This window comes from Aeromonas sp. QDB23 (genome assembly GCF_027707745.1).
In the GTDB taxonomy this organism is placed as follows: Bacteria; Pseudomonadota; Gammaproteobacteria; order Enterobacterales; family Aeromonadaceae; genus Aeromonas; species Aeromonas allosaccharophila.
This window is the reverse complement of the sequence record NZ_JAPCJA010000003.1, coordinates 144,313-164,023: the sequence shown is the minus strand read 5'-3', so window position 1 is coordinate 164,023 and position 19,711 is coordinate 144,313. Positions and strand designations below refer to the sequence as shown.

Genomic DNA, 19,711 nt, shown 5'->3' with positions numbered 1-19,711 from the left:
ACACTACCGATAACGCCAATGCCTGATGGTTCTGATGAGCTGATCACCCCGTTGTCAGCTGACAATCGAGTTCGCTGAAGCCAGATTTCCATTTCACGATACCTATAATGCCAATGCCAGCGGGCCCTGATGAGTTGATCATTCCGTTGTCAGCCGACAATTGCTACGGTGTTCTGAGATCCATATTTAGTTAAACGGCAAACGAGATCTGAGATCCGTTTGGCATTTCAACATTGAGCTGTAGTTTTCCCCCAGCAGCCTCGACCCAGCGTTTAAGATCCATCAGTGTAACGTCCTGTACTGATGGTGTTTGATCGCAAATCATGGGTTCGGTGCCAGCCTGGGTCAGCATTTCACGCAGTTGGGTGAGATGAATCTCCAGTCGCATTTGCTCTGCTTTTTCCCTGGCCTGAGTGACAACGTCGGGCATTTCTGTGGTCAATATTTCGTCAAGCGTGCGTGCCATGGCTACCTCAAAAGAACATTCGATGGACTGGGTCCTGACAAAGTCATTTTGCGCTGAACGTAAGTGGCTAAGTTCCGAGCAATATGAATATGATCAGTATCACCTGTGTGGGCTGAGGTGTCTATGCAGGGGCTCCAATGGCGCTTTTTTGTGTTTGCTGCGGCTATGCCGCCAGCAGCTGTACCAGTAGTTGTGGGCTATGCATAAAACCGATATTTCGCTGCTTGATGGTGTGGGTCTGGGATTGTATGGCTACAGCGCTCCTGTTTTGCGAGCTCTATGGCCTTGTTGCTCAAATCGGGGAACTATCTGTCATCTCGGTGATCTGATCCTGTAGCGCAGTCTCCGAGAGCATCAGATGGGCAAGTCCAAGCACAAGATCAGCAACTGGCAGCAGTACAACCAAGCCTTGGTGCAACGCGGTTCGTTGACCATCTGGATGGACGAACAAGCCATTAAGCAGTGGCATTGCCTGGTCCACCATGGCCGCCGAGGGAGAGGTTTCCACTACAGTGACACCGCCATTGAGACGGCCCTGATGCTAAAAGGCTTGTTCAAGTTGCCGCTGCGGGCGCTAGAAGGCTTCATTAACTCGTTGTTCCAACTGATGGCGGTGCCTTTGCAGTCGCCGGACTATAGCTGTATCAGCAAGCGCACCAAGACCGTCGAGATCAAGTACCGCGTCCCCAGCCAAGGCCCGGTGGCTCACTTGGTCATTGATGCCACCGGCCACAAGGTCTATGGCGAAGGCGAATGGAAAATTCGCAAACACGGCAAGGAGAAGCGACGAGTGTGGCGCAAGCTCCACTTGGCGGTGGATGCCACAACCCATGCGGTCATCGCTGCCGAAGTCAGCCTGGAGACGGTGGCGGATAACGAGGTGTTACCGACGTTGCTCAACCCCTTACGACGCAAGATAAAACAGGTTAGCGCCGATGGTGCGTATGACACCAAGGCCTGTCATGCGCTACTGAAGAAGAAGGGGGCGAAAGCCACCATACCGCCGAGAAAAAATGCGGCACCGTGGGAGGAAGGCCATCCCCGCAACGAGGCGGTGACGGCGCTCAAGGCCGGTGAACTGAAGCAATGGAAGAAAGACTCCGGCTATCACCAGCGCTCGATAGCCGAGACCGCCATGTACCGGTTCAAGCAACTCATCGGGCCAACGCTGAGCCTGCGGAACTACAACGCCCAGGTGGGCGAAATCCTGGCTGGCGTGAAGGTGATGAACAAGCTGATAGGGCTTGGTATGCCTGTTCGCCAGCCAGTGAATTGAGTGGTATCAACGGGTTGGGGAACGGCCATCCAGCGACGGATTTGATCAACAACGCCGAAGCTCTATCTGACTATGGGTCAAATTTACTCTACTGCAAATGAGGTATGTGGCTGTTATTAATTACCAAATCCTATTGTGAGTTGCCTAGATACTTGGTATAGCATGACGTATTCACTAGGGTCTCTATGGGGTTGTTAAATGAACAATGTGAAAGATACCGAAGCCGAAAAGGAATGCGTAGATGGTCATGGCGCATTAATTCGAAGCGAAACATCTCTTCTATACAGTGAAAATATAAAGTTACAAGGTTCACAGGGGCATGGGTTTGCAGCAGAAAAAATAAATGACTTGGCTGACCATTTATTGATGAGGGATGCTCAGATTGTCGGTGATGATAACATGAAGGATGGGCCAGATCGGTTGGTTAATGGCACCTATTATCAAACTAAATACTACCAAACTCCCAGCGCAACGGTAAGTGCTGCTATCGAAAATAAACGTTGGCGGTACAGAAATCCTGATGGGAAGCCAATGTCGATTGAAGTACCAAGTGATCAATACGATAAAGCCAAATTACTGCTTAATGAGCGAATTTTGAATGGTGAGATTGAGGGGATTCCTCCTGGCTATGATGCGGATAGTTTGATTAAAAAAGGCCACTTCAGCTATGAACAGGCCAAGAAGGTCGTGAAATTCGGCACATTGGAAAGTCTTGCCTTCGACTCGGTGAATGGAATTATTACTTCCAGTTCAACGATGGGTATATCGGCCACCATGGCGTTTGCCAAAGAAATATGGGATGGCAAAGATTACAAGGCGGCATTAAGTTCAGCCATTGACGTCAGTTTAAGCGTCGGCGCAGATACCTATGTGAATTCACTGCTTGTGTCCCAGTTACAAAAGGCTGGAGCTGATAAATTATTTAAAGCTGGTGCAAATGCGATCACCAAGCAACTTGGTTCTGAACTGTCAGCCAAACTAATTAATTCAGTCAGTGGCAGTAGCCTGAGCGGTGCGGCCGCCAAAAATGCTGCCAGTAAGTACCTCCGAGGGACTGCTCTTGGTATTGCGGTCGGCGTGGGTTGGTCATCTAGAAAGCATTTCTCAGACCTGTTCAATGACCGTATATCTGGTGGTCAATTCAGCAAAAAAATAATCACTTCAGCGGGCGAGGCTGTGGGTGGGACGGCTGGTTTTATGTCTGGTGCCTCTACTGGAGCATCATTAGGAAGCGTTATTCCAGTAGTTGGGACGGTAATAGGTGGCGTACTTGGCGGGGTTGTTGGCTCTAGCCTAGGTAGCGGCATTATGCGCTTCCTCGTTTCTGGTGCTATCGACGGAATTGTCGATGATGATTCCCTTGCGCTTAGGCACTACATTCATGATGCTTTTACAGAAATCTGTGATGAGCATGGTCTAACTGATAATGAGGCAGCTCTTGTTTTTAAAAAATTCACTGAGTTAGATCAGAATATTGTGATCAAAGACCTCTATAAACGTCAGAAACAAAGTGAACGAGCGGCTATAAACTACGTCTATGAAATAATGCGGGTTAAAGTATTACAGCTGATACAGCAACGTGCTTTTATCCAAGATCCAATTTCTTTCGAACCCTCCGAATTGCCCACTTTGAATAATGAGCAGCCCTTATTAGTTAGCGACAGCAAGGCTGTAGAAGAAAAAAACTATAATCAGCCCAAAAAAATCATCGACTTTGATGACATATTCTACCCCTATGTTGAATATCTTAGTGAAGGTAAGAAGATTGTCCATGGTATGGACCTCATCGGCACAAAACAAGGAGAAAAGATGGGTGACAAAACCGGTTACTATAACTGTCAGATGCTTTTTGATACCACTTTGTTCAAGAGTGGTAGCTCAGGTTTTGCTGTGCTAGATAATGGTCTTATCTCATATGGACATGCAGGAAGCGATACTGAGGTTTGCTTCCAAGAAATTAAAAAGATAGAGCTCTCCTCTGCAAACTATGTTGATGTAACAATTAACACAGGAGAGGTAATAAGCATGAAGTTTATTCATTCCGAATACCGGAGTAAAATGAAGGTTGTTGTCGATTGCGTTCAGCAATACATCGAGCAGCTTAAATAATGAAACGGACTAAGTGTGTGCTCTAATTGAGCTCAATCTTGCCGAGAGCCTAACTATATAGGACTTCCCGGTAATACCGTGGAAAATCATAGTGTCACTACGGTTGGCCTCAAGTGAGAGTCATTGCTTGGGGCTACCTTGTGGTTCAACATCTCTTTCGGTGCGTATTCCGGCGAAGTGGCACAGCCATTCTGGCCAACGTAAACGCCTTGCTCCTTATCGCACTCACCTCATCCCATTTCTAACATTACCGGGGAACGGGTTCGAGATGAGCTGCTGATACAGACCGTTGTCAGCTGACAATGACTGATGTTGGTCTGCTGAGTTTGATTTCATTTCACCGCAAATGCACTGTTCGAGACCTAGAGGATCTCGATTGTCGTGCCACAACAGCATCATACGAGGGATGATTAGATCGTGGTAGTATTACAGCAGTGTCTCTCGGCAAGTCAGATAATACGTGCTCCACAACTCGCTAGCGGGTCGTCCATGCATTTTAATACCGATATCCAGTAACAACAGCTCCCACTGCCGTATATCGCGAAAAGCCATCTCACGAGCCTGTTCGATGCTATGGGTAGAATAGGCACGGAGCAATTTGTCTGATGTCGTCGAAAACAACCGTTCAAAAAACGTTAGATCTTTCGCAGCCATAACTTGTGAGCGCAATGTTTTAAGATGTATTTTATCCATTTGTGAATACCGAACTGCATCATCAATAAATGCATCACAAACCTCATATGGCATCTCATGGGACCTCCCATGAGTACTGAGGGCTACGATTAGCAGAATGATTGTCGTCATCACCAGGTCCCTGCCAGCATGAATAAACTAGTCTAGCAGTAACTAATGGAACCCGTTGAAGGTCGATCTCCGGTGAGAGGATTGCATACAGTACACATTGAACGAACAAACATACCCTCCCTGTGCAACTCAAATAATTTATCGAAAAATATTGGCACCAAACTACAGCTAGGAGATAATGCTAGGCGATAAACAAATAACTTTTTAGGCGTGATATCCATGAACGATTTTATCAAAACACTGCTGAATATTCGTAGTCTCCGGGCTGCTCTGCGTGAACTACCATTCGAACAGTTGGTCGAGATTAAGGCAAAATTTGATGAGGTGTTTACAGAGCGTGAGGCTGCTGAGCTCCGATATCAGGAAGAAAACGCCGAACGTCTGCGTAAGCTGGCGGAGTTCAGCGAGATGCTGAAAAACGCAGGGATTGACCCCAGCGAACTGGTTGGTAGTGCTGCTCCGTCGAAAGCTGACGGAATGGAAAAGTCCAAGCGAGCGCCGCGCCCCGCAAAGTACAAGTATCACGAAGATGGCCAGGAAAAAACCTGGACTGGTCAGGGCCGTATGCCGAAAGCCATCGCTGAGGGCGTTGCTAGCGGAAAGTCCTTAGAGGATTATCTGATCTAATCCACAATTATAGTGGTATTGAAAGCAGCCGTAAGGCTGCTTTTTTTATTCATTCTACTATAATAAATTTTGTTTAGGGTGGCATGAGACATTTTTGTTAATGCTATTCGTCCATTACTCTACATGTATCGCGAGTGTTCGATGAAAATAATGACCACAAAAGAGGTTGAGGTTATAGCTGATATTCAGTGTGACGTATGCCATAAAAGCACAACCCCACATATGAACCCAAATTTGTATAATCCTCAGTTTGGAGCCCTGACTGCAAAATGGGGTTATGGTTCGAAAAATGATGGTGCGGCATATGAGGTGCATCTACGTGAGGAGTGCTTTTTTACTGTGCTGAGTCAGATAAAAAATATGCGTAAAAATGATCATGCGGGTTATATTGATGATCAATCATTTGGGAGGGTTTTATCTCACAGTCTTGAGCTTATATGACATCATTGGTTCGGCTAGATCTAGAAAAGGTATGTCTGTCATAGGATGAGAGCATGCCTTTTTATATAACTTTAATCAGCCTATGTCATAGTTTTAATTTCACGGAAGAAAATTAAATTCACCATGTAAGTCTAGTTAATTTCATATTTTAAATATTAACTTTCGCCAATGCCATTGATAACATTAGTCGTTAAATTAATAATTTAGCTCAAAAAGTTGTTGATATTATATTTAGTGTTTGCAATACTATAATTAGAGTGAGCATTAAATATCACCGAATAATTTAGCTCATATCTGAATGTGACTTCGTATAAATTTATTGTATATTTTTTGAAAAAACTCTAAACCAGCTATGTTTTAATGTCTATTAAATAGGTTGGTTGGAAAAATAAAACGCATAACACTACTAATAATTATTATAAAGGTGCGCATAATGAACATAAAACCACGCTCAGGTAGGCCCCAAAAATCAGCTGACGAAAAACGCAGTTTAATACTCCGAATCTCATTTAATGCCGCTGAGCAACGAGTTTTAACTAAGCATAGTAAAACCTATGGTATTCCCAAAAAGTCTAGCCTGATTCGTTTTTTGGCTCTCAGGGAACCAGATAGTAATATCTCACCAGATTTTTCATATGATGATCGTGTGAGATTGCTAGAGGATCTATACAAAGTATCCTTGACTTTAAATGAAGTAATTTTATTCATTCAACAGATTGAAGCTGGCAATGATATCTCTAGCTATATTACTGACAGTAGTGAAGACTCGCGTTTGATGTTTTATTTATCATCTATCAATTCTAGGCTAGCTAGCTTTGAAAAAGCCCTCATTGGAGGGATTTTGAAATGAACTTTGAAAAGCATCGGAATAGCCAGAATTTCCAGTACAGACTGTCTTATATTTATCGTTCGATACAAATTGGTAAGAAGCGAAAGTCAAGGCCATCACAAGTTATTCATCTCGGTGGTGGTGTAATTAATATACCAAACGTTGAACGTAATCAAATAGGTGAAATCTCTGATTATGACATCGGGCCACTACTCACGGAGTTGAATATGCAGGCATCATTGTATGCAGGCACAGGAAACCAACTATGTGCACATTATTCACTGTCATTAAGCCCCAATGAATCATTAACGCCATTTCAATGTTTAGTTGCAGCTAGGTTGCTAATGATTGAACTGGGATATGGTAGCGATACTCGATGGACATCTGTTATACACCGCGATACAAGGTCTCTACATGTACATGTTGTGGCGTGTAGAGTCAAACTTGACAGAACTTTGGTTGATGATAGTAATGACTACGCTCGTGGAGTTGACGCTGCTCGGAAAATAGAAATTAAATTGGGATTGTCGATCTGTAAAAGCCCTGAAAATAATTTCGGTCATGAGTATAGCATAGTAAATATTAAAAATGGCCGTGGTAGAGGGAGCTTTCATGCTATGCATGATCCCGCCTGTATAATTAGGGATGCAATGGACGTGGTTTTTAAAAACCAGCCAAACAATATGACTGAATTTGTCACTGGGTTGCGTGAGCATAATGTAATGGTCAGGGTGAGGAGAGCAGATAATCACGAACCAAAAGGTATTTGTTATAGTATAGACGGTAAGAAATGGATATCAGGGTCTAAGGTTAAGAGATTGCGTGCTACTTGGTTTAAGCTGCTCGAGCAGGGCATTGAATATTCACCACGGCGAGATGATTTAAATTTTCAATTAGGTGAATCAAATCAATTAAGCGAGCTTAAGGTTATACTATTTACTGCATTGATTCGTTGTACTAAAAATCAATATGCCAAGATGAAAAAAGTGGTGCCGTCATTTGTGGATAAAAAAACATATTGTACATCGTCATTCTTTTTCCGGCTTCTAAGATTGGATTTTGTTTTGCTATCAATCGAAGAACCATCAGATAGTTTTATATCAAATGCACGATCACTGTTGAAAGACGTTTTGGCTACAATTTTTAGGAAAGGGCTGGAGGGAGTTCATGCAGGATCAAACGCATTGATTCCTGATGGATATGTCCCAGATATTAACTCAGGGAAAGATACTATTGATAAGCCAAACATGTTTTTCTTAGACAGAGACAAGCTTAAGAATGAAATTTTGACGAACAATGAATGGATTGCTGATTGGTATGGGGATCCCATATCACATGAACAAACTAAAGAAAAAAACATAAAATAACAATAATAATGAGAGGTGTGGCATGGCTAACATGAGGTTGAATGCAAATCTTAGAACAGTATCATTTAGCAAAACCGTGAGTGTACTGGAAGAGCTGGAGCTCAGTTCAGGTAAATGTGTTCGTAGGTATAGGGCTGTAAATGTTCACCTAGGTACAGTTGATGTGAATTCTGATTTTTCCCTTATAAAAGAGTTAACCGAGGCTGACGCAAAAAATGCAAAGCTTTGGGTCCAGGAGCAGCAACGACTGGTCCAGTATGCTTACATGGATAATCAGAAAAAAGGACTAATTGGCGGGTGTCCTGTTATCAAACGTAATAAGAGCGACGATGATAAGTATCGAGATCATTATGGGTATATTCCAGATTGCAGGGTTGGTGAATTTATTGGTGTAATCATCAATCAAATCCCACTGTCGTCACCCATACAATCTGTTGAGTCTAACAACTCGTTATATGAAAATATTATTGAGTTGAGAAAGAAAGGTCGTTTGTCTGACGTGTTTAAGGATATTTTTAATGCGCTAATTAAAATTCATAAAATAAATCCTTTCACAAAGAATGAATGGTTTTCTCTTTTCTTGGGGGAAAAAGATTGTTTTTACTTGATTACAGCGGCTTCTGGTTATAAACAAAGCATTTTTGAAAAAATGCTTCCACTTAATCACAGAGCAACAATATTGTCGCAGATAAATAAGACTCTGAAAAATCGAGTTACCAGCAAAACGTGTTGATAGAGGCTGATCCAGGCTTTTACCAGCGGTAATGAAATAACGATAGATATGACTGTACAGATATAGTGATAACCTGACACCGGCCTCAAACCGGTGTCATATTTCAAGTCGTCCTCGATTGATTATGATTGACAGTCATTTTATAGCTTTATAAATCTCGGACTTAATTCTATCTATTGCAGGTTGACATGCTGCACGACTAAATATTTTGTATGTTGACAAATGAGGGAGGCGTACAAGCAAGGAAACTTGATCCCCCCTTTCGTAACGCTGAATTTGGTATCTGACTCTCCCCCAGCCAATCTGTTCATTGATTTTATCAACCATCTGGAAACCATGCTTGGTTAAATGGCCATCTAGTTCATCAAATACGATTTTCGAAATCGCGATATAGAGTTTACAGTGGACCTGTTTTATACGCTCATCCCATATTTGACGTGCATGTTCAAGCCACTCATCCTTTCCTTTTAATGTATGCCAATTTCGTGAGCGAGCGGGAATATAGTTTGTCATCAGAGAGCCATCCATGAGCTGTTTGTATGATACACCCAGTTCATCGCCAATCATTGTATATAAGGCTCTCATCTGCTGTTGTAGCGGTGCTTCACCCTCCTCGCAGCCCTTCCAAGGTTCACTGTAGTATGCACATTCAGACTCCACTGAAATTGCATTGGTATCACATGGTCCACCACCTGGATTTATACCAAAGAATGCGACAGGATACTGAGGAGATAGCATGTTATCATACCTACAGAAAAGCAGGTCCCACCCCATATCATTCTTTAAGTTATCATATTTGTTTTGGATGAACGCAAACAGATTCTCTTTACACAAGAAATTGATATCCGTACTCATACATTGTCCATTACATCGTCAAAGTGGAAGTTAGATTGTCATTCTGAATTAAATAAAAGTCAACAAGATAGCGTTTTTACCATTTATGTTTTAAAAGGAAAATATCATTACTCGTACTTGTCGATTTTAGAAGCCTTTTTATTTTTCAGGGGGGGCTTTTAACTGTTGAAAGTTCATTGCAGATATCAATTCTTCCCCAAGTTCCAGAGGGCTTTATACATAGTGACATGATTTACTATCTCTGGAGTTTAGCCACAGCTCTGGACTTGTCATGTTGAATTCCCTAAAAAGCCATTTATGGCCATAATGCCCAGTCCCATTTTTATTCTTGCGGAGACATTTGCTGAATGAATATTAATTTGGGGAGGGATGAAGTTATTTGTCATTACCTCATTTTCTATCCAGAGAATCACGTCGTATCCGGTTCCTCTATCATCATCACCGAGGTCATGATCAAGACTAATTTCAGTCACCATCTCTGTTTTTAGCCATGCAATCGCCTCCTCCGGCCAAAAGACACGAACCCACCCTACCGGAGTTTTTCTTTCATCATCCAGATATAACTTCATGCCATTTTTTCCAGGTTCAGTTCCAATACGTGAGCAATCCCGCGATTGGCCCCATCAACAATCAACTCACCGGGAAACGGTAGTCTGGATGACAAACCAAGATCGGGATCGATGTAGTAGACACATGCGCCAGGGTTGATGTTTTGTAACAGAGAGCTCGCAGGCTCAACAAGCAAACTGGTGCCGACAACTACTACGGTATCAGCCTCGCAGAGCCAGCGACGAGCTTGTTGATATTCATAAATCTTTTCACCAAACAGCACGATATCTGGACGCAATTGAGAGCCAGTGGATGGGCTGCGATCACCGACCTTCACATCTTCATGCCAAGGCTGGCGATATTTTTTGCTACGGAAACCGATGGGGACCAAAAACTGGATTGAACCATGCAGATGAAGGACATCACGGCTACCTGCTCTCTCATGTAAGTCATCAATATTTTGGGTTATGACCCTAACAGTACATTTCTGTTGTAGCAGGGCTATCAGATAATGCGCTTGTGAGGGGGCGGCTTCTAACATGGTTTGACGCCGTTTGTTGTGAAAGTCCAAGAAGCCAGCCAGATCCGTACTCATGCTACTAGCGTGGGAATAGCGCCAGTTCTTATGATTACGCCAAATACCTTCACTTCTAAACGTGGGCACACCGCTTTCCGCTGACAAACCCGCCCCGGTAAAGAAGAGGATTGTGGGATGGTAGTGTTGGCCCGTTATCGCGGCTTGTACTTTTTTTTCTCTATGACGGCGCTGATGTCTTCGAGCACGGGAAGCTATTGGTTGCATACGACCACCTTTCGTTATGGCACGACCAGTCCACCCGATTGATTTGTTTCTGAACCAGGGCGGTTGGGGTCACACCTCATTGCTATGTTTCTGCTCACCTCATCGAGGTAAGAATGAGGGGAGCGGCAGTTACCAGTTGAGATCAAACAAGCTGCGACTAATGGATGTAATTGCACTAGCAGACCTGGCACTTTGTTTACTGATGGGCTCGCTATGCATGAAAAACCAGTAGCGGTACTCCTGAGCAAAATGGTCACTTGCCTGCAAAACCAGTTCCCGGTAATCGCGTCTTATGCGCTCCGTTATGACCCGCTGTTCATCCAGATGCAGATCTTTGAGGCCAAAGCCATGTTGTCGGACACACCAGTCGACAACACACAAAGCGGTTAACTGGTTGTATCGCCTAAACGGTCGGATTGAACTAATCAGATAAAACAGTTCAGCCCCTCTGGCAAAGATACAGGGATAGGCCTCCTCCCGGATTTGGTTTTGCTGCACGCGCATGATGGTCCAGTCCAAGATTTGAACCATACCCTGGGTGGTCATGGAGGGGGGGTGATCAATGGCACGACTGACGAAACGATGGATTTGCAGGACTTTTCTTGTGGAAATCATGGTTGCTTACTCACACATTATTTAGCGCAAAGCACACTCGTGTAAGGAAGGTTTAGAAGCCTTGAAATAAGGTTTGAGTAGTGGAAGCCCAGTGGGTGCACAAAATTTTTCATGCACTAGCGTGTGTTTTATGCAGGATTTGGAATGTATATACTGAGCGACTCGGGTTGTATTTTGAGGCAATCCCCGCCTCATACTGGGCCTTTATAGAGGATAGAGTGTGTAATGAGTAAACCATTTGGTTCCGGCAGCGTTACTGTGCAACCATCTCGTGGCCTGTGGCAGGCAAGCTACTTAGGGCAGAAAGTCACCTATAGCGAAGCGCGGTTTGGTGCAATGGCAGAGACCCTTGCTCACCGGGCTTTGTTAAAATTGCAGGCTGGAAACTTTGACCCTGTGTCCGACGATCTGCAATTTAAGCAGTCATGGCGAATGGTGGATGCTGCCAGGCAATTGGGGCTCTCATTGGGCCAACTGCGGCAGTGGATGCTAACTGGAATGCTCAACGGACATGTGATTAAACCACCAATGCGTGACGTGAAAGGCGTTGACCGAATCACCGGTTGCGAATTGATGATGGCGCAAGAGCGCCTTGCTGAGTGCAAATCCGGGTTGTCACTTTGCAATGGGTAATTCGTCTAATGCCGTGGTATAGCGGGGACTGAGTTTTTCACGCCTCATAATCCAATCACTGTTGTCTCTCCCACAAGATCCAAAATGAATTTTTCCTAATCGTCCCTGGTTGATTCGGTCGATCATCTGCATTAGGTCCTGACTGCGGGGCTTATGTTGATGATGGTCGAACAAATCACCCTGCTGGCTGCCGATAGGAGTGAAGTCGGCTAGCATCACGCCCCCTTTTTGGTAGCGGTGCCCATCCCGCCAGATACGAGAGAGCAGTGAGTGGATCACTCCCAGCAGCTCCCTGGTATCGTTGGTAGGCACAGCCAGCTTGGTGCTCACGTGGTTGCCGTAGTAGGGCTCTTTGTCATTGAAGGGGCTGGTACGAACGAATAGGGCGACATGGCGACAGCACATTCCCTCTGCCCGGAGTTTTTCAGCTGCACGTTCCATATATCCTGTGAGCGCTTGATGCATGGAATTCATGTGTGTGATCCGTTCACCGAATGATCGGGAGCAGATGATCTGCTGTTTGGCTTGTGTGTCCTGCTCCAGGTTGGCGCATGGATAGCCGCGTAGCTCTAGCACGGTTCGCTCAACAACGACCCCATAACGATGCCGTAGGTTTTTACCATCGACAGCGACTAGGTCCGCCACACTATTGATCCCGTGCGCTTCGAGCCTGGTGGTCAGTTTTCTACCTATTCCCCATATTTCCCCGACCGGAGTGATAGCCATCAAACGCGCTCGACGTGCCTCATCACGCAAATCAACCACTCCACCAGTCGCAGGCCACTTCTTCGCGGCGTAGTTTGCCAGCTTGGCGAGTGTTTTGGTTGGCCCGATCCCGACGCCGACTGTGAGTCCAGTCCATTGCTGTATTCGTTCACGGATCTGACGACCATATGCTGTTAGGTCTCCCGCCCATGATTCGTTCAGTTCAACAAACGCCTCATCAACACTGTACACCTCGACAGTTGGCACCATGCCTTCCAGCGTGGTCATTACGCGCTGTGACATATCACCATAGAGGGCGTAGTTGCTCGAGAACCAAACACCGCCTACGGCCTCGAAGAACTGACGGATCTGGAAGTAGGGAACACCCATCTTGATGCCAAGCGCCTTGGCTTCTGCCGAGCGAGCCACAACGCAGCCGTCGTTGTTCGATAGCACCACGATCGGGCGCCCCTTGAGGTCTGGCCTAAACAGGCGCTCGCAGGACGCATAGAAGTTGTTCACATCGACGAGGGCAATGGCGTTGGGCATGGTTTACCCCAGTTTGGTCTTGTGGAGCACATAGGTTACGACGCCAAAAATTTCTAGTTCCTGCCCGTCCAATAGATGGATTGGCTGGAAATCCGGATTGGCGGGTAGCAGGGCAGGGAACGGGCGTTCTTGCAGCTGTTTGACAGTGAATTCTCCATCAAGGCAGGCTAGAACGATAGCGCCGTGGCGGGCCTTGAGCGCCCTATCTACGATCAAAAGATCCCCGTCATTGATGCCCTTTTCCACCATGCTGTGGCCACTGGCCCTGACATAGAAGGTGGCAGCGGGATGCTCAATACAGATCTGGTTCAGATCTATGGTTTGCTCAATATAGTCCTGTGCTGGACTAGGAAAGCCGCAAACCACAGGGGACAGAAAAAGCGGCAGCTCTAGAGCGTCCGGGGTTGGATGTGGGATGGCGAACATGGTGGCTCACTGGTTACTGTTTTTATATACAGTATAGCCGTATTGCATAACGTGTGCATCCGGTGTCAGTTGACATACCGGGCCCATTAGCTATGTTCGGTTCACATGGTACTGTGTTCATAGGACGCGTGATGGAATCAACAGTTTTTAGGTGTGGTCGTGGCCAGGGGGTATACCTGCCCGAGGCAGTGGCCCTGCCAGATGAGGTCACGCATGTTGAGATCGTCGTGGTTGGTCGTACTCGCATAATCACACCTGTAGGTGAGTCCTGGGATAGGTGGTTTGATGAGCCTTGTATGAGCGCCGACTTCATGGCCGAACGTGAGCAGCCAACCGCCCAGGAGCGAGAGAAACTCTGAGGTCCAGCAGGGTAACTGAGTTGCGTAGCTGAGAGGGATTGTTTTTATATATATAGATAAAGCGTATCCCTCTCACCTGAAAAGGTGAATAGCTATGGCTATCATTCTCGCGTAGCGAGGATTGTTCATAGATCTGTCGGTACTCGCCCACCAGGCAGGATAGCTAAGTAGCCATTTTTTCAAGGTTGCACCACTGGTCGTGGTGCATGTGATCCAGTTATCTACCCGTGGTTTCCATTGGACCATTCATTGACTGTGTTTTGGTGGCACTAGAGCTGAGGTGCACAGCTGAGAGGGATTGTTTTTATATATATATAGATAAAGCGCACCCCTCTCACCTAACAGGTAACGATGTGGCTACATCATTCTCGCATAGCGAGGATTGTCCATAGATCTTTCGGCGCTGGCTCTCCCAGGTAGACAGGATAGCTCGATAGCAATTTTCAATGTTGCACCACTGGCGTGGTGCATCTGATCCAGTTATCTATCTGGCCAAGTATTCCACCGGGAGCTTGTCAAATGGGGTATTCCACTTGCTGCAATCCACGGACTACCTGGCACATGTCGAGCACTATCATGGCTGTGTCCCTGCATAGGAGCAACCTCAACACTGGCTGACGAAAACTGTACTAGGGAAGGTGCGAATAAGTCATATGGCACGAGAGCATTTACTGGTAACCCATTGATATTAAATGACTAAAATTTTCATTTTTTGTTCGTGGGATACTTGTTCGCACTTTCCCTAGCCTGTTCAATGTGGTTGCTCCACCACATCATCATTATCACTCGTTGCTCAAAGTAATCTGCACGATTATAGGCACGGCGGATCTCGTTCTCGTCTGCGTGAGACAGTGCTGCCTCGATGGCATCAGGGTTGAATCCCTGTTCGTTTAGAGTGGTGCTACCCAGCGAGCGCAAACCGTGGGCCACCAGTCGTCCGCCATAGCCCAGTCGCTTGAGGGCGGCATTCGCGCTCTGGTCGTTGATGTGGCCGAGTGGATCACGGTAGCCAGGGAACACGAAGGGGCGGTGGCCACTAATCGGTTTCATCCGTTCCAGCAGGGATATTGCTTGTGGTGTCAGAGGGACTCGGTGCGGACGTTCCTTCTTCATCCGATCTTCAGGGATGTTCCAGACTTTGGCATCGATATCGATCTCATCCCAGCGAGTACCTGCGGATTCGCCTGGGCGAACCAAGGTATGCAAGCTCCATTCAATTTGGCAGCGTGTTGTGAGGTCTAACCTCCCATTTGCAATGTCTGCCATCAGATGTGGCAACTCGGCTGGCTTGAGGGTCGGCATGTGCTTTTTGGTGGGTTTCTTGAATACCTTACGAATGGCAGAGCAAGGATTAGCCTGGAGAAGGCCATGATTGACGCTATAGTCGAGAATTTCGTTAATCCTCTGGCAGAGGCGACGTACAGTCTCATGTTTGCCATCTGCTTCAATTGGGCGAAGAATTTCAATAACTTTAGGCGCACGTATCTGGTCTATGGGCATTGAGCCAATGAAGGGCAACACATAGAGTTCAAGGGAGCGCCACGAATCGGTGGCATAGGCGTCTGTCACATTGTGGCGTTTCAATTCCAGCCATTTGCACGCCATGCGTTCGAACGTGTTGGCACTGGCTTCTCGCTTGGCTTGAGCTGTGGCGATCTGTTCTTCTTTATGGAGCTTGGGATCAATGCCTTGGGCCAGTAGGGTGCGGACTTCTCGCCGCCGCTCTCTAGCAGCGGCAAGGGAGACTTCTGGATAAGTACCAAATCCCATGTTGGTGCGCTTTTTATCGGCTGGTTTTTGGTACTTGAAAACCCATCTTTTCCCTCCGTTAGGCTTAACTCTCAGCTCTAACCCTTCCCCATCAGGCAAGGTTAACTCTTTGATGTCTGCTTTGGCTGTTTTCACTTTAGTGTCAGAAAGCCGGTTTGTTCCTGTCTTACGCGTCTTCTTGTCCATGCCGCCTCTTAGTACCACTGAATTTAGTACCATCGCCCTTGTGGTACTAGTAATGGTACTAAATGAGCTGGTTTCTGGCGACTTCCTCGGACTACTGAGGACAACAAAAAACCCGCAAAGCCTTTGGCAATGCGGGTTTCTGTACTTCTTCGTTCCCGGCCGGAACATGATTTGGTGGAGCTGGGGGGATTTGAACCCCCGTCCAAAATTACTACATCCTTGGTACTACATGCTTAGTCACTCTTTACATTCGCCAACCCGCTGCGGAGAGACACGCCACGAATTGACTAGCTCGATTGGTTTTAATGCTTCCGCCCCGAGCAGGACTTCCACACGATCCTGTGAAGGATGACCTTCCGATTCCCTAGGACACAGGCAAGCTAGGGTAGAAGGGCTCAGCGCAGGTTATTAAGCTGCGAGTGCGTAGTTTTCGTCGTTTGCGACTATTTTTTTGCGGTTTGTTAACGAGGCCTACCGCACCTCGGCATGCACCTTGGGTTTCGTGAATCTTGTCGAATCCAGAATCAGCCCCAAGTTGTCAAAAGTGATTGTACGCAAAAATGTTGTGATAGCAAGGCGTTGATGCCCATTCCCTCTGGCAACCACACTGTTTGCCGATTTATTGTGCGCAGCTGAGCCAGGGGGCCGCTGCGCTGGGGGAAGGTGAACTGGTGTATGGAACCTGTGGGCGGCAGATTAGCCGCGATTCTTGTTCTTCATGATGCGGGCTTTTTCCCGATCCCATTCGCGGGCCTTGGTATCTTCGCGCTTGTCGTGTTCTTTCTTGCCCTTCACCAGACCGATCTCGACCTTGACCCAGCACTCTTTCCAGTAGAGGGCCAGCGGCACTATGGTGTAACCCTGACGGGCGGTCAGGCTTTCGAGTTTGTCGAGCTCGCGACGGCTCAGCAGCAGTTTGCGGGTGCGGGTCGGATCACAGACCACATGGCTGGATGCCGCGTTCAGTGGCAGGAAGGTGGAGCCAAACAGGAAGGCTTCTCCTTGCAAGAAGATGACATAGGCTTCGCTGATGTTGGCCTTGCCCGCCCGTAGGGATTTGACTTCCCACCCTTGCAGGGACAGACCGGCTTCCACTCTCTCTTCGATGAAGTATTCGTGGCGGGCGGTTCTGTTGAGTGCAATGGTGCTGGACCCGGCTTTGTTTTTACTGTTTTTTTTGCTCATGACGGGCGATTTCCGGCAATGACTAGGAGGCTCGTATTATACGTAGGCGTGAGCGGCTGTAAAACGCGCAGCAGGTCAAGTGGTGGCTTTGTGAGCGGTTTGGTTGAGGTTTTACCTCCACAACCCGAAACATGATGATAAAATCGCGCCGATTGGATGAGGAAAAGCCATGCCCCGAATTACGCGCAGTGCCCTGGTGATGTTCAGTGCAGAACAGATGTTCAAGTTGGTTAACGATGTGGATGCCTATCCGCAGTTTTTGCCCGGCTGTGTCGGCAGCCGTGTCCACGAGGCTGGCGATGACTACATGATGGCGTCGGTCGATGTGGCCAAGGCGGGCATCGCCAAGACCTTTACCACCCGCAATCAGCTGGATGTGAACCGTCAGATCAGGATGGAGCTGGTGGATGGCCCGTTCCGCAAGCTGGCGGGTTGGTGGACCTTTACCCCGCTCGATGTGGACGCCTGCAAGGTGGAGTTTGATCTCGATTTCGAATTCACCTCCAAGCTTATCGAGGTGGCCTTTGGTCAGGTGTTCCGCGATCTGGTGAGCTCCATGGTCTCTGCCTTCTCAAACCGCGCCAAGGTGGTATACGGTGTCTGACCAGCTCAATATCGAAGTCGTTTATGCCTTGCCGCAGCAGCAGACGGTGATTGCGCTGCGGGTGGCGCCCGAGACCTCTGTGCAGGCGGCCATCGAGCAGTCCGGCATCGTGCAAAAGCACCCCGAGATCGATCTGGCGGTCAACAAGTTCGGCATCTACAGCCGCCCGGTGAAAGGGAGCGAGCCGCTGCACGACGGCGATCGCATCGAGATCTACCGCCCGCTCATCGCCGATCCGCGCGAGATGCGCAAGAAGCGCGCCGAGAAGGCCAAAGAGGAGGGGCGAGCCGACAGCGTGACCGGCGGCCGCCCCGATGTGCATCGCAAGTTCCGCGAATAGCGCTCAGGTTTTTATTGCAGAAAAAGGCGCCGAGGCGCCTTTTTTTGATCCCGTGAGCCGGTCATCTGGTCGAACGGGATATCAAGGTCGGGCCGCGTCAGCCCTGAGCTGGCTCTGTCACGCCCAGCCGAGCGCGCGCCCAGGCTGCCAGCAGCTCGACGCCGCTTTGCATCACCCGCTCATCGAAATCAAATTCGTTATGGTGGTGCGGCGCCGCCAGATCGGCCCCGAGGATCAGGTAAGCTGCTTCGCCCCCCTGCTTTTGCACCCGCTCCATCAGAAAACCGGCATCTTCGCTGGCGCCAAAGCGGCGAGTCTGGATGGTGGCTAGCCCCTGCTTGCGGGCCAGCGCCGCCAGCTCGGCTTGCAGCGCCGGGCTGTTGTCGAGCGCAATTGCCTCACCCTGTTTGATGATGCGGTAGGTGACGCCGTGGGCGAGGGCCGTGCCTTCGACGATGCGCTGCACCTGACTGAACATGTAGTCGTTGAGGGTGCTGTCGGCGCCACGGGTTTCACCGTGCAGCTCGGCATGATCGGGGATGACGTTGCGCCCGCTGCCGCCGTGAAGCTGGCCGACGTTGATGCGGGTCATGCCGTCGCGGTGGCGGGGAATGCCGAGCATGGCGGTGGTGGCCATGCAGGCGGCGGCCAGCGCATTGCTGCCAGCGTTGGGCTCGAGCCCGGCGTGAGCCGCAGTGCCCATAAAGTGGACGTCGAACTTGGTGGAGCAGAGAAACTCGGTGGGGTTGATCACCAGCTCGCCACTACCGGCGTGAATGCCGATATGGAGCGAGAGCAGGGCATCCACGTCATCGAGCGCCCCACCGGCGGCCAGCGCCTTGCCACCGCGACACCCCTCTTCGGCGGGTTGGAAGAAGAGCTTGATGCGACCGCACAGCTGCTCCTTCATCGCCATCAACTGGCTGGCCAGCCCCATGCCGATGGCGGTGTGGCCATCGTGAGCGCAGGCGTGCATCCACCCCTTGTTGTGGGAGGCAAAGCCCTCCTGCTGCGGCTGGTGCTGTTCGGCGTCGGACTCTTCTACCTCCACCGCGTCGATATCGAAGCGAAAGGCCAGGGTCGGGCCGGGACGGCCGGTATCCAGCTCTCCCATCAGTCCGGTGACATCGCCGATCCGCTCCAGCCAGTCGGGATGGGCTCCCTGACGGCGGGCGCGAGCCTTCTCGGTCGCCACATCCACATCACGCCCCATCATCAGATTGCTGGCCAGCAGCTTGTCGCCGAGCACGATGCGATAACCGAGCTCGCTCAGGTGGTGGGCAATCAGGCTGGTGGTGCGAAACTCTTTCCAGGCGGCTTCCGGCAGGCGGTGCAGGTCGCGGCGCCACAGGATCAGGTGCTCAAGGGTCATCTTGGCTTCCTTGGTGATTCGATTTGTCGGCTATTGTGCCTTTTTTCCCGGCAGACCACACGGGGCCAGCAGCTGGTCGGGGGAGCTTTGAGTGCAAGTAGTGGCAGTG

At 48.4% G+C, this 19,711-nt stretch carries 21 protein-coding genes and 1 other RNA gene; 11 read left to right on the top strand and 11 right to left on the bottom strand.

Translation table 11 applies throughout. The features are described from left to right. Positions 1-190: 190 nt before the first annotated feature. Complete coding sequence (locus tag PG888_RS02760; RefSeq protein WP_052815731.1) at positions 191-466, bottom strand: hypothetical protein; 276 nt, start codon at positions 464-466, stop codon at positions 191-193. A 358-nt stretch (positions 467-824) separates the two neighbouring features. Here PG888_RS02760 and PG888_RS02755 point away from each other — a divergent pair, with 358 nt between their 5' ends. From PG888_RS02755 to PG888_RS02725, 7 genes are all read left to right on the top strand, one after another. Continuing rightward, entirely contained in the window at positions 825-1,742 is a 918-nt protein-coding gene (locus PG888_RS02755; RefSeq protein WP_270694302.1) for an IS5 family transposase, read from the top strand. A gap of 198 nt (positions 1,743-1,940) precedes the next feature. Continuing rightward, on the top strand, positions 1,941-3,851 hold the full coding sequence (locus PG888_RS02750) for a hypothetical protein (RefSeq protein ID WP_236376859.1): 1,911 nt from the start codon (positions 1,941-1,943) through the stop codon (positions 3,849-3,851). Between the two features lie 1,023 nt (positions 3,852-4,874). Then, positions 4,875-5,282: an H-NS family histone-like protein gene (locus PG888_RS02745; protein ID WP_103859261.1), complete on the top strand. Its 408-nt coding sequence runs from the start codon at positions 4,875-4,877 to the stop codon at positions 5,280-5,282. Between the two features lie 141 nt (positions 5,283-5,423). Next, positions 5,424-5,723 (top strand): hypothetical protein, encoded by a 300-nt coding sequence (locus tag PG888_RS02740; protein ID WP_270694304.1) that lies wholly within the window; start codon positions 5,424-5,426, stop codon positions 5,721-5,723. A gap of 433 nt (positions 5,724-6,156) precedes the next feature. After that, positions 6,157-6,573, top strand: a complete 417-nt coding sequence (locus PG888_RS02735) for a hypothetical protein (protein ID WP_139127941.1) — start codon at positions 6,157-6,159, stop codon at positions 6,571-6,573. After that, positions 6,570-7,919 (top strand): relaxase/mobilization nuclease domain-containing protein, encoded by a 1,350-nt coding sequence (locus PG888_RS02730; protein ID WP_270694305.1) that lies wholly within the window; start codon positions 6,570-6,572, stop codon positions 7,917-7,919. Before PG888_RS02735 ends, PG888_RS02730 begins: the two co-directional genes overlap by 4 nt. Positions 7,920-7,941: 22 nt before the next feature. Further along, positions 7,942-8,652: a hypothetical protein gene (locus PG888_RS02725; RefSeq protein ID WP_270694306.1), complete on the top strand. Its 711-nt coding sequence runs from the start codon at positions 7,942-7,944 to the stop codon at positions 8,650-8,652. Between the two features lie 135 nt (positions 8,653-8,787). Here the strand turns inward: PG888_RS02725 and PG888_RS02720 are convergent, their stop codons facing one another. The 4 genes from PG888_RS02720 to PG888_RS02705 form a co-directional block, all read right to left on the bottom strand. Then, positions 8,788-9,507: a hypothetical protein gene (locus PG888_RS02720; protein WP_236271813.1), complete on the bottom strand. Its 720-nt coding sequence runs from the start codon at positions 9,505-9,507 to the stop codon at positions 8,788-8,790. 269 nt (positions 9,508-9,776) lie between these two features. Continuing rightward, positions 9,777-10,076: a cyclic-phosphate processing receiver domain-containing protein gene (locus tag PG888_RS02715; RefSeq protein WP_069785060.1), complete on the bottom strand. Its 300-nt coding sequence runs from the start codon at positions 10,074-10,076 to the stop codon at positions 9,777-9,779. Next, entirely contained in the window at positions 10,073-10,858 is a 786-nt protein-coding gene (locus PG888_RS02710) for an SIR2 family NAD-dependent protein deacylase (protein ID WP_010676212.1), read from the bottom strand. The genes PG888_RS02715 and PG888_RS02710 overlap by 4 nt, the downstream gene beginning before the upstream one ends. Positions 10,859-10,987: 129 nt before the next feature. Then, complete coding sequence (locus tag PG888_RS02705) at positions 10,988-11,473, bottom strand: hypothetical protein (protein ID WP_270694307.1); 486 nt, start codon at positions 11,471-11,473, stop codon at positions 10,988-10,990. A 225-nt stretch (positions 11,474-11,698) separates the two neighbouring features. Here PG888_RS02705 and PG888_RS02700 point away from each other — a divergent pair, with 225 nt between their 5' ends. Continuing rightward, positions 11,699-12,106: a hypothetical protein gene (locus PG888_RS02700; RefSeq protein WP_181497492.1), complete on the top strand. Its 408-nt coding sequence runs from the start codon at positions 11,699-11,701 to the stop codon at positions 12,104-12,106. On the opposite strand, the gene umuC is transcribed toward PG888_RS02700, so the two are convergent. Further along, entirely contained in the window at positions 12,089-13,360 is a 1,272-nt protein-coding gene (gene umuC / locus PG888_RS02695) for a translesion error-prone DNA polymerase V subunit UmuC (protein ID WP_270694308.1), read from the bottom strand. The genes PG888_RS02700 and umuC overlap by 18 nt on opposite strands. A 3-nt stretch (positions 13,361-13,363) precedes the next feature. Continuing rightward, on the bottom strand, positions 13,364-13,786 hold the full coding sequence (umuD, locus tag PG888_RS02690; RefSeq protein WP_010676201.1) for a translesion error-prone DNA polymerase V autoproteolytic subunit: 423 nt from the start codon (positions 13,784-13,786) through the stop codon (positions 13,364-13,366). Positions 13,787-13,878: 92 nt separating this feature from the next. On the opposite strand from umuD, the gene vapB reads away from it, so the two are divergent. Next, entirely contained in the window at positions 13,879-14,145 is a 267-nt protein-coding gene (vapB, locus tag PG888_RS02685) for a type II toxin-antitoxin system VapB family antitoxin (protein WP_307772348.1), read from the top strand. A gap of 705 nt (positions 14,146-14,850) precedes the next feature. Here vapB and PG888_RS02680 read toward each other — a convergent pair. The 3 genes from PG888_RS02680 to smpB form a co-directional block, all read right to left on the bottom strand. Beyond that, a complete protein-coding gene (locus PG888_RS02680) occupies positions 14,851-16,101 on the bottom strand; it encodes an integrase domain-containing protein (protein ID WP_270692786.1) in 1,251 nt (416 codons plus the stop codon). 172 nt (positions 16,102-16,273) lie between these two features. Beyond that, positions 16,274-16,633: a transfer-messenger RNA gene (gene ssrA / locus PG888_RS02675) on the bottom strand. A 164-nt stretch (positions 16,634-16,797) separates the two neighbouring features. After that, positions 16,798-17,286 (bottom strand): SsrA-binding protein SmpB, encoded by a 489-nt coding sequence (gene smpB, locus PG888_RS02670; protein ID WP_042062518.1) that lies wholly within the window; start codon positions 17,284-17,286, stop codon positions 16,798-16,800. A gap of 169 nt (positions 17,287-17,455) precedes the next feature. Here smpB and PG888_RS02665 point away from each other — a divergent pair, with 169 nt between their 5' ends. Further along, positions 17,456-17,890 (top strand): SRPBCC family protein, encoded by a 435-nt coding sequence (locus PG888_RS02665; protein WP_042062520.1) that lies wholly within the window; start codon positions 17,456-17,458, stop codon positions 17,888-17,890. Continuing rightward, entirely contained in the window at positions 17,883-18,230 is a 348-nt protein-coding gene (locus tag PG888_RS02660) for an RnfH family protein (RefSeq protein WP_182937886.1), read from the top strand. Before PG888_RS02665 ends, PG888_RS02660 begins: the two co-directional genes overlap by 8 nt. A gap of 97 nt (positions 18,231-18,327) precedes the next feature. Here the strand turns inward: PG888_RS02660 and PG888_RS02655 are convergent, their stop codons facing one another. Next, entirely contained in the window at positions 18,328-19,602 is a 1,275-nt protein-coding gene (locus PG888_RS02655; protein WP_182937885.1) for an amidohydrolase, read from the bottom strand. Between the last annotated feature and the right edge of the window lie 109 nt (positions 19,603-19,711).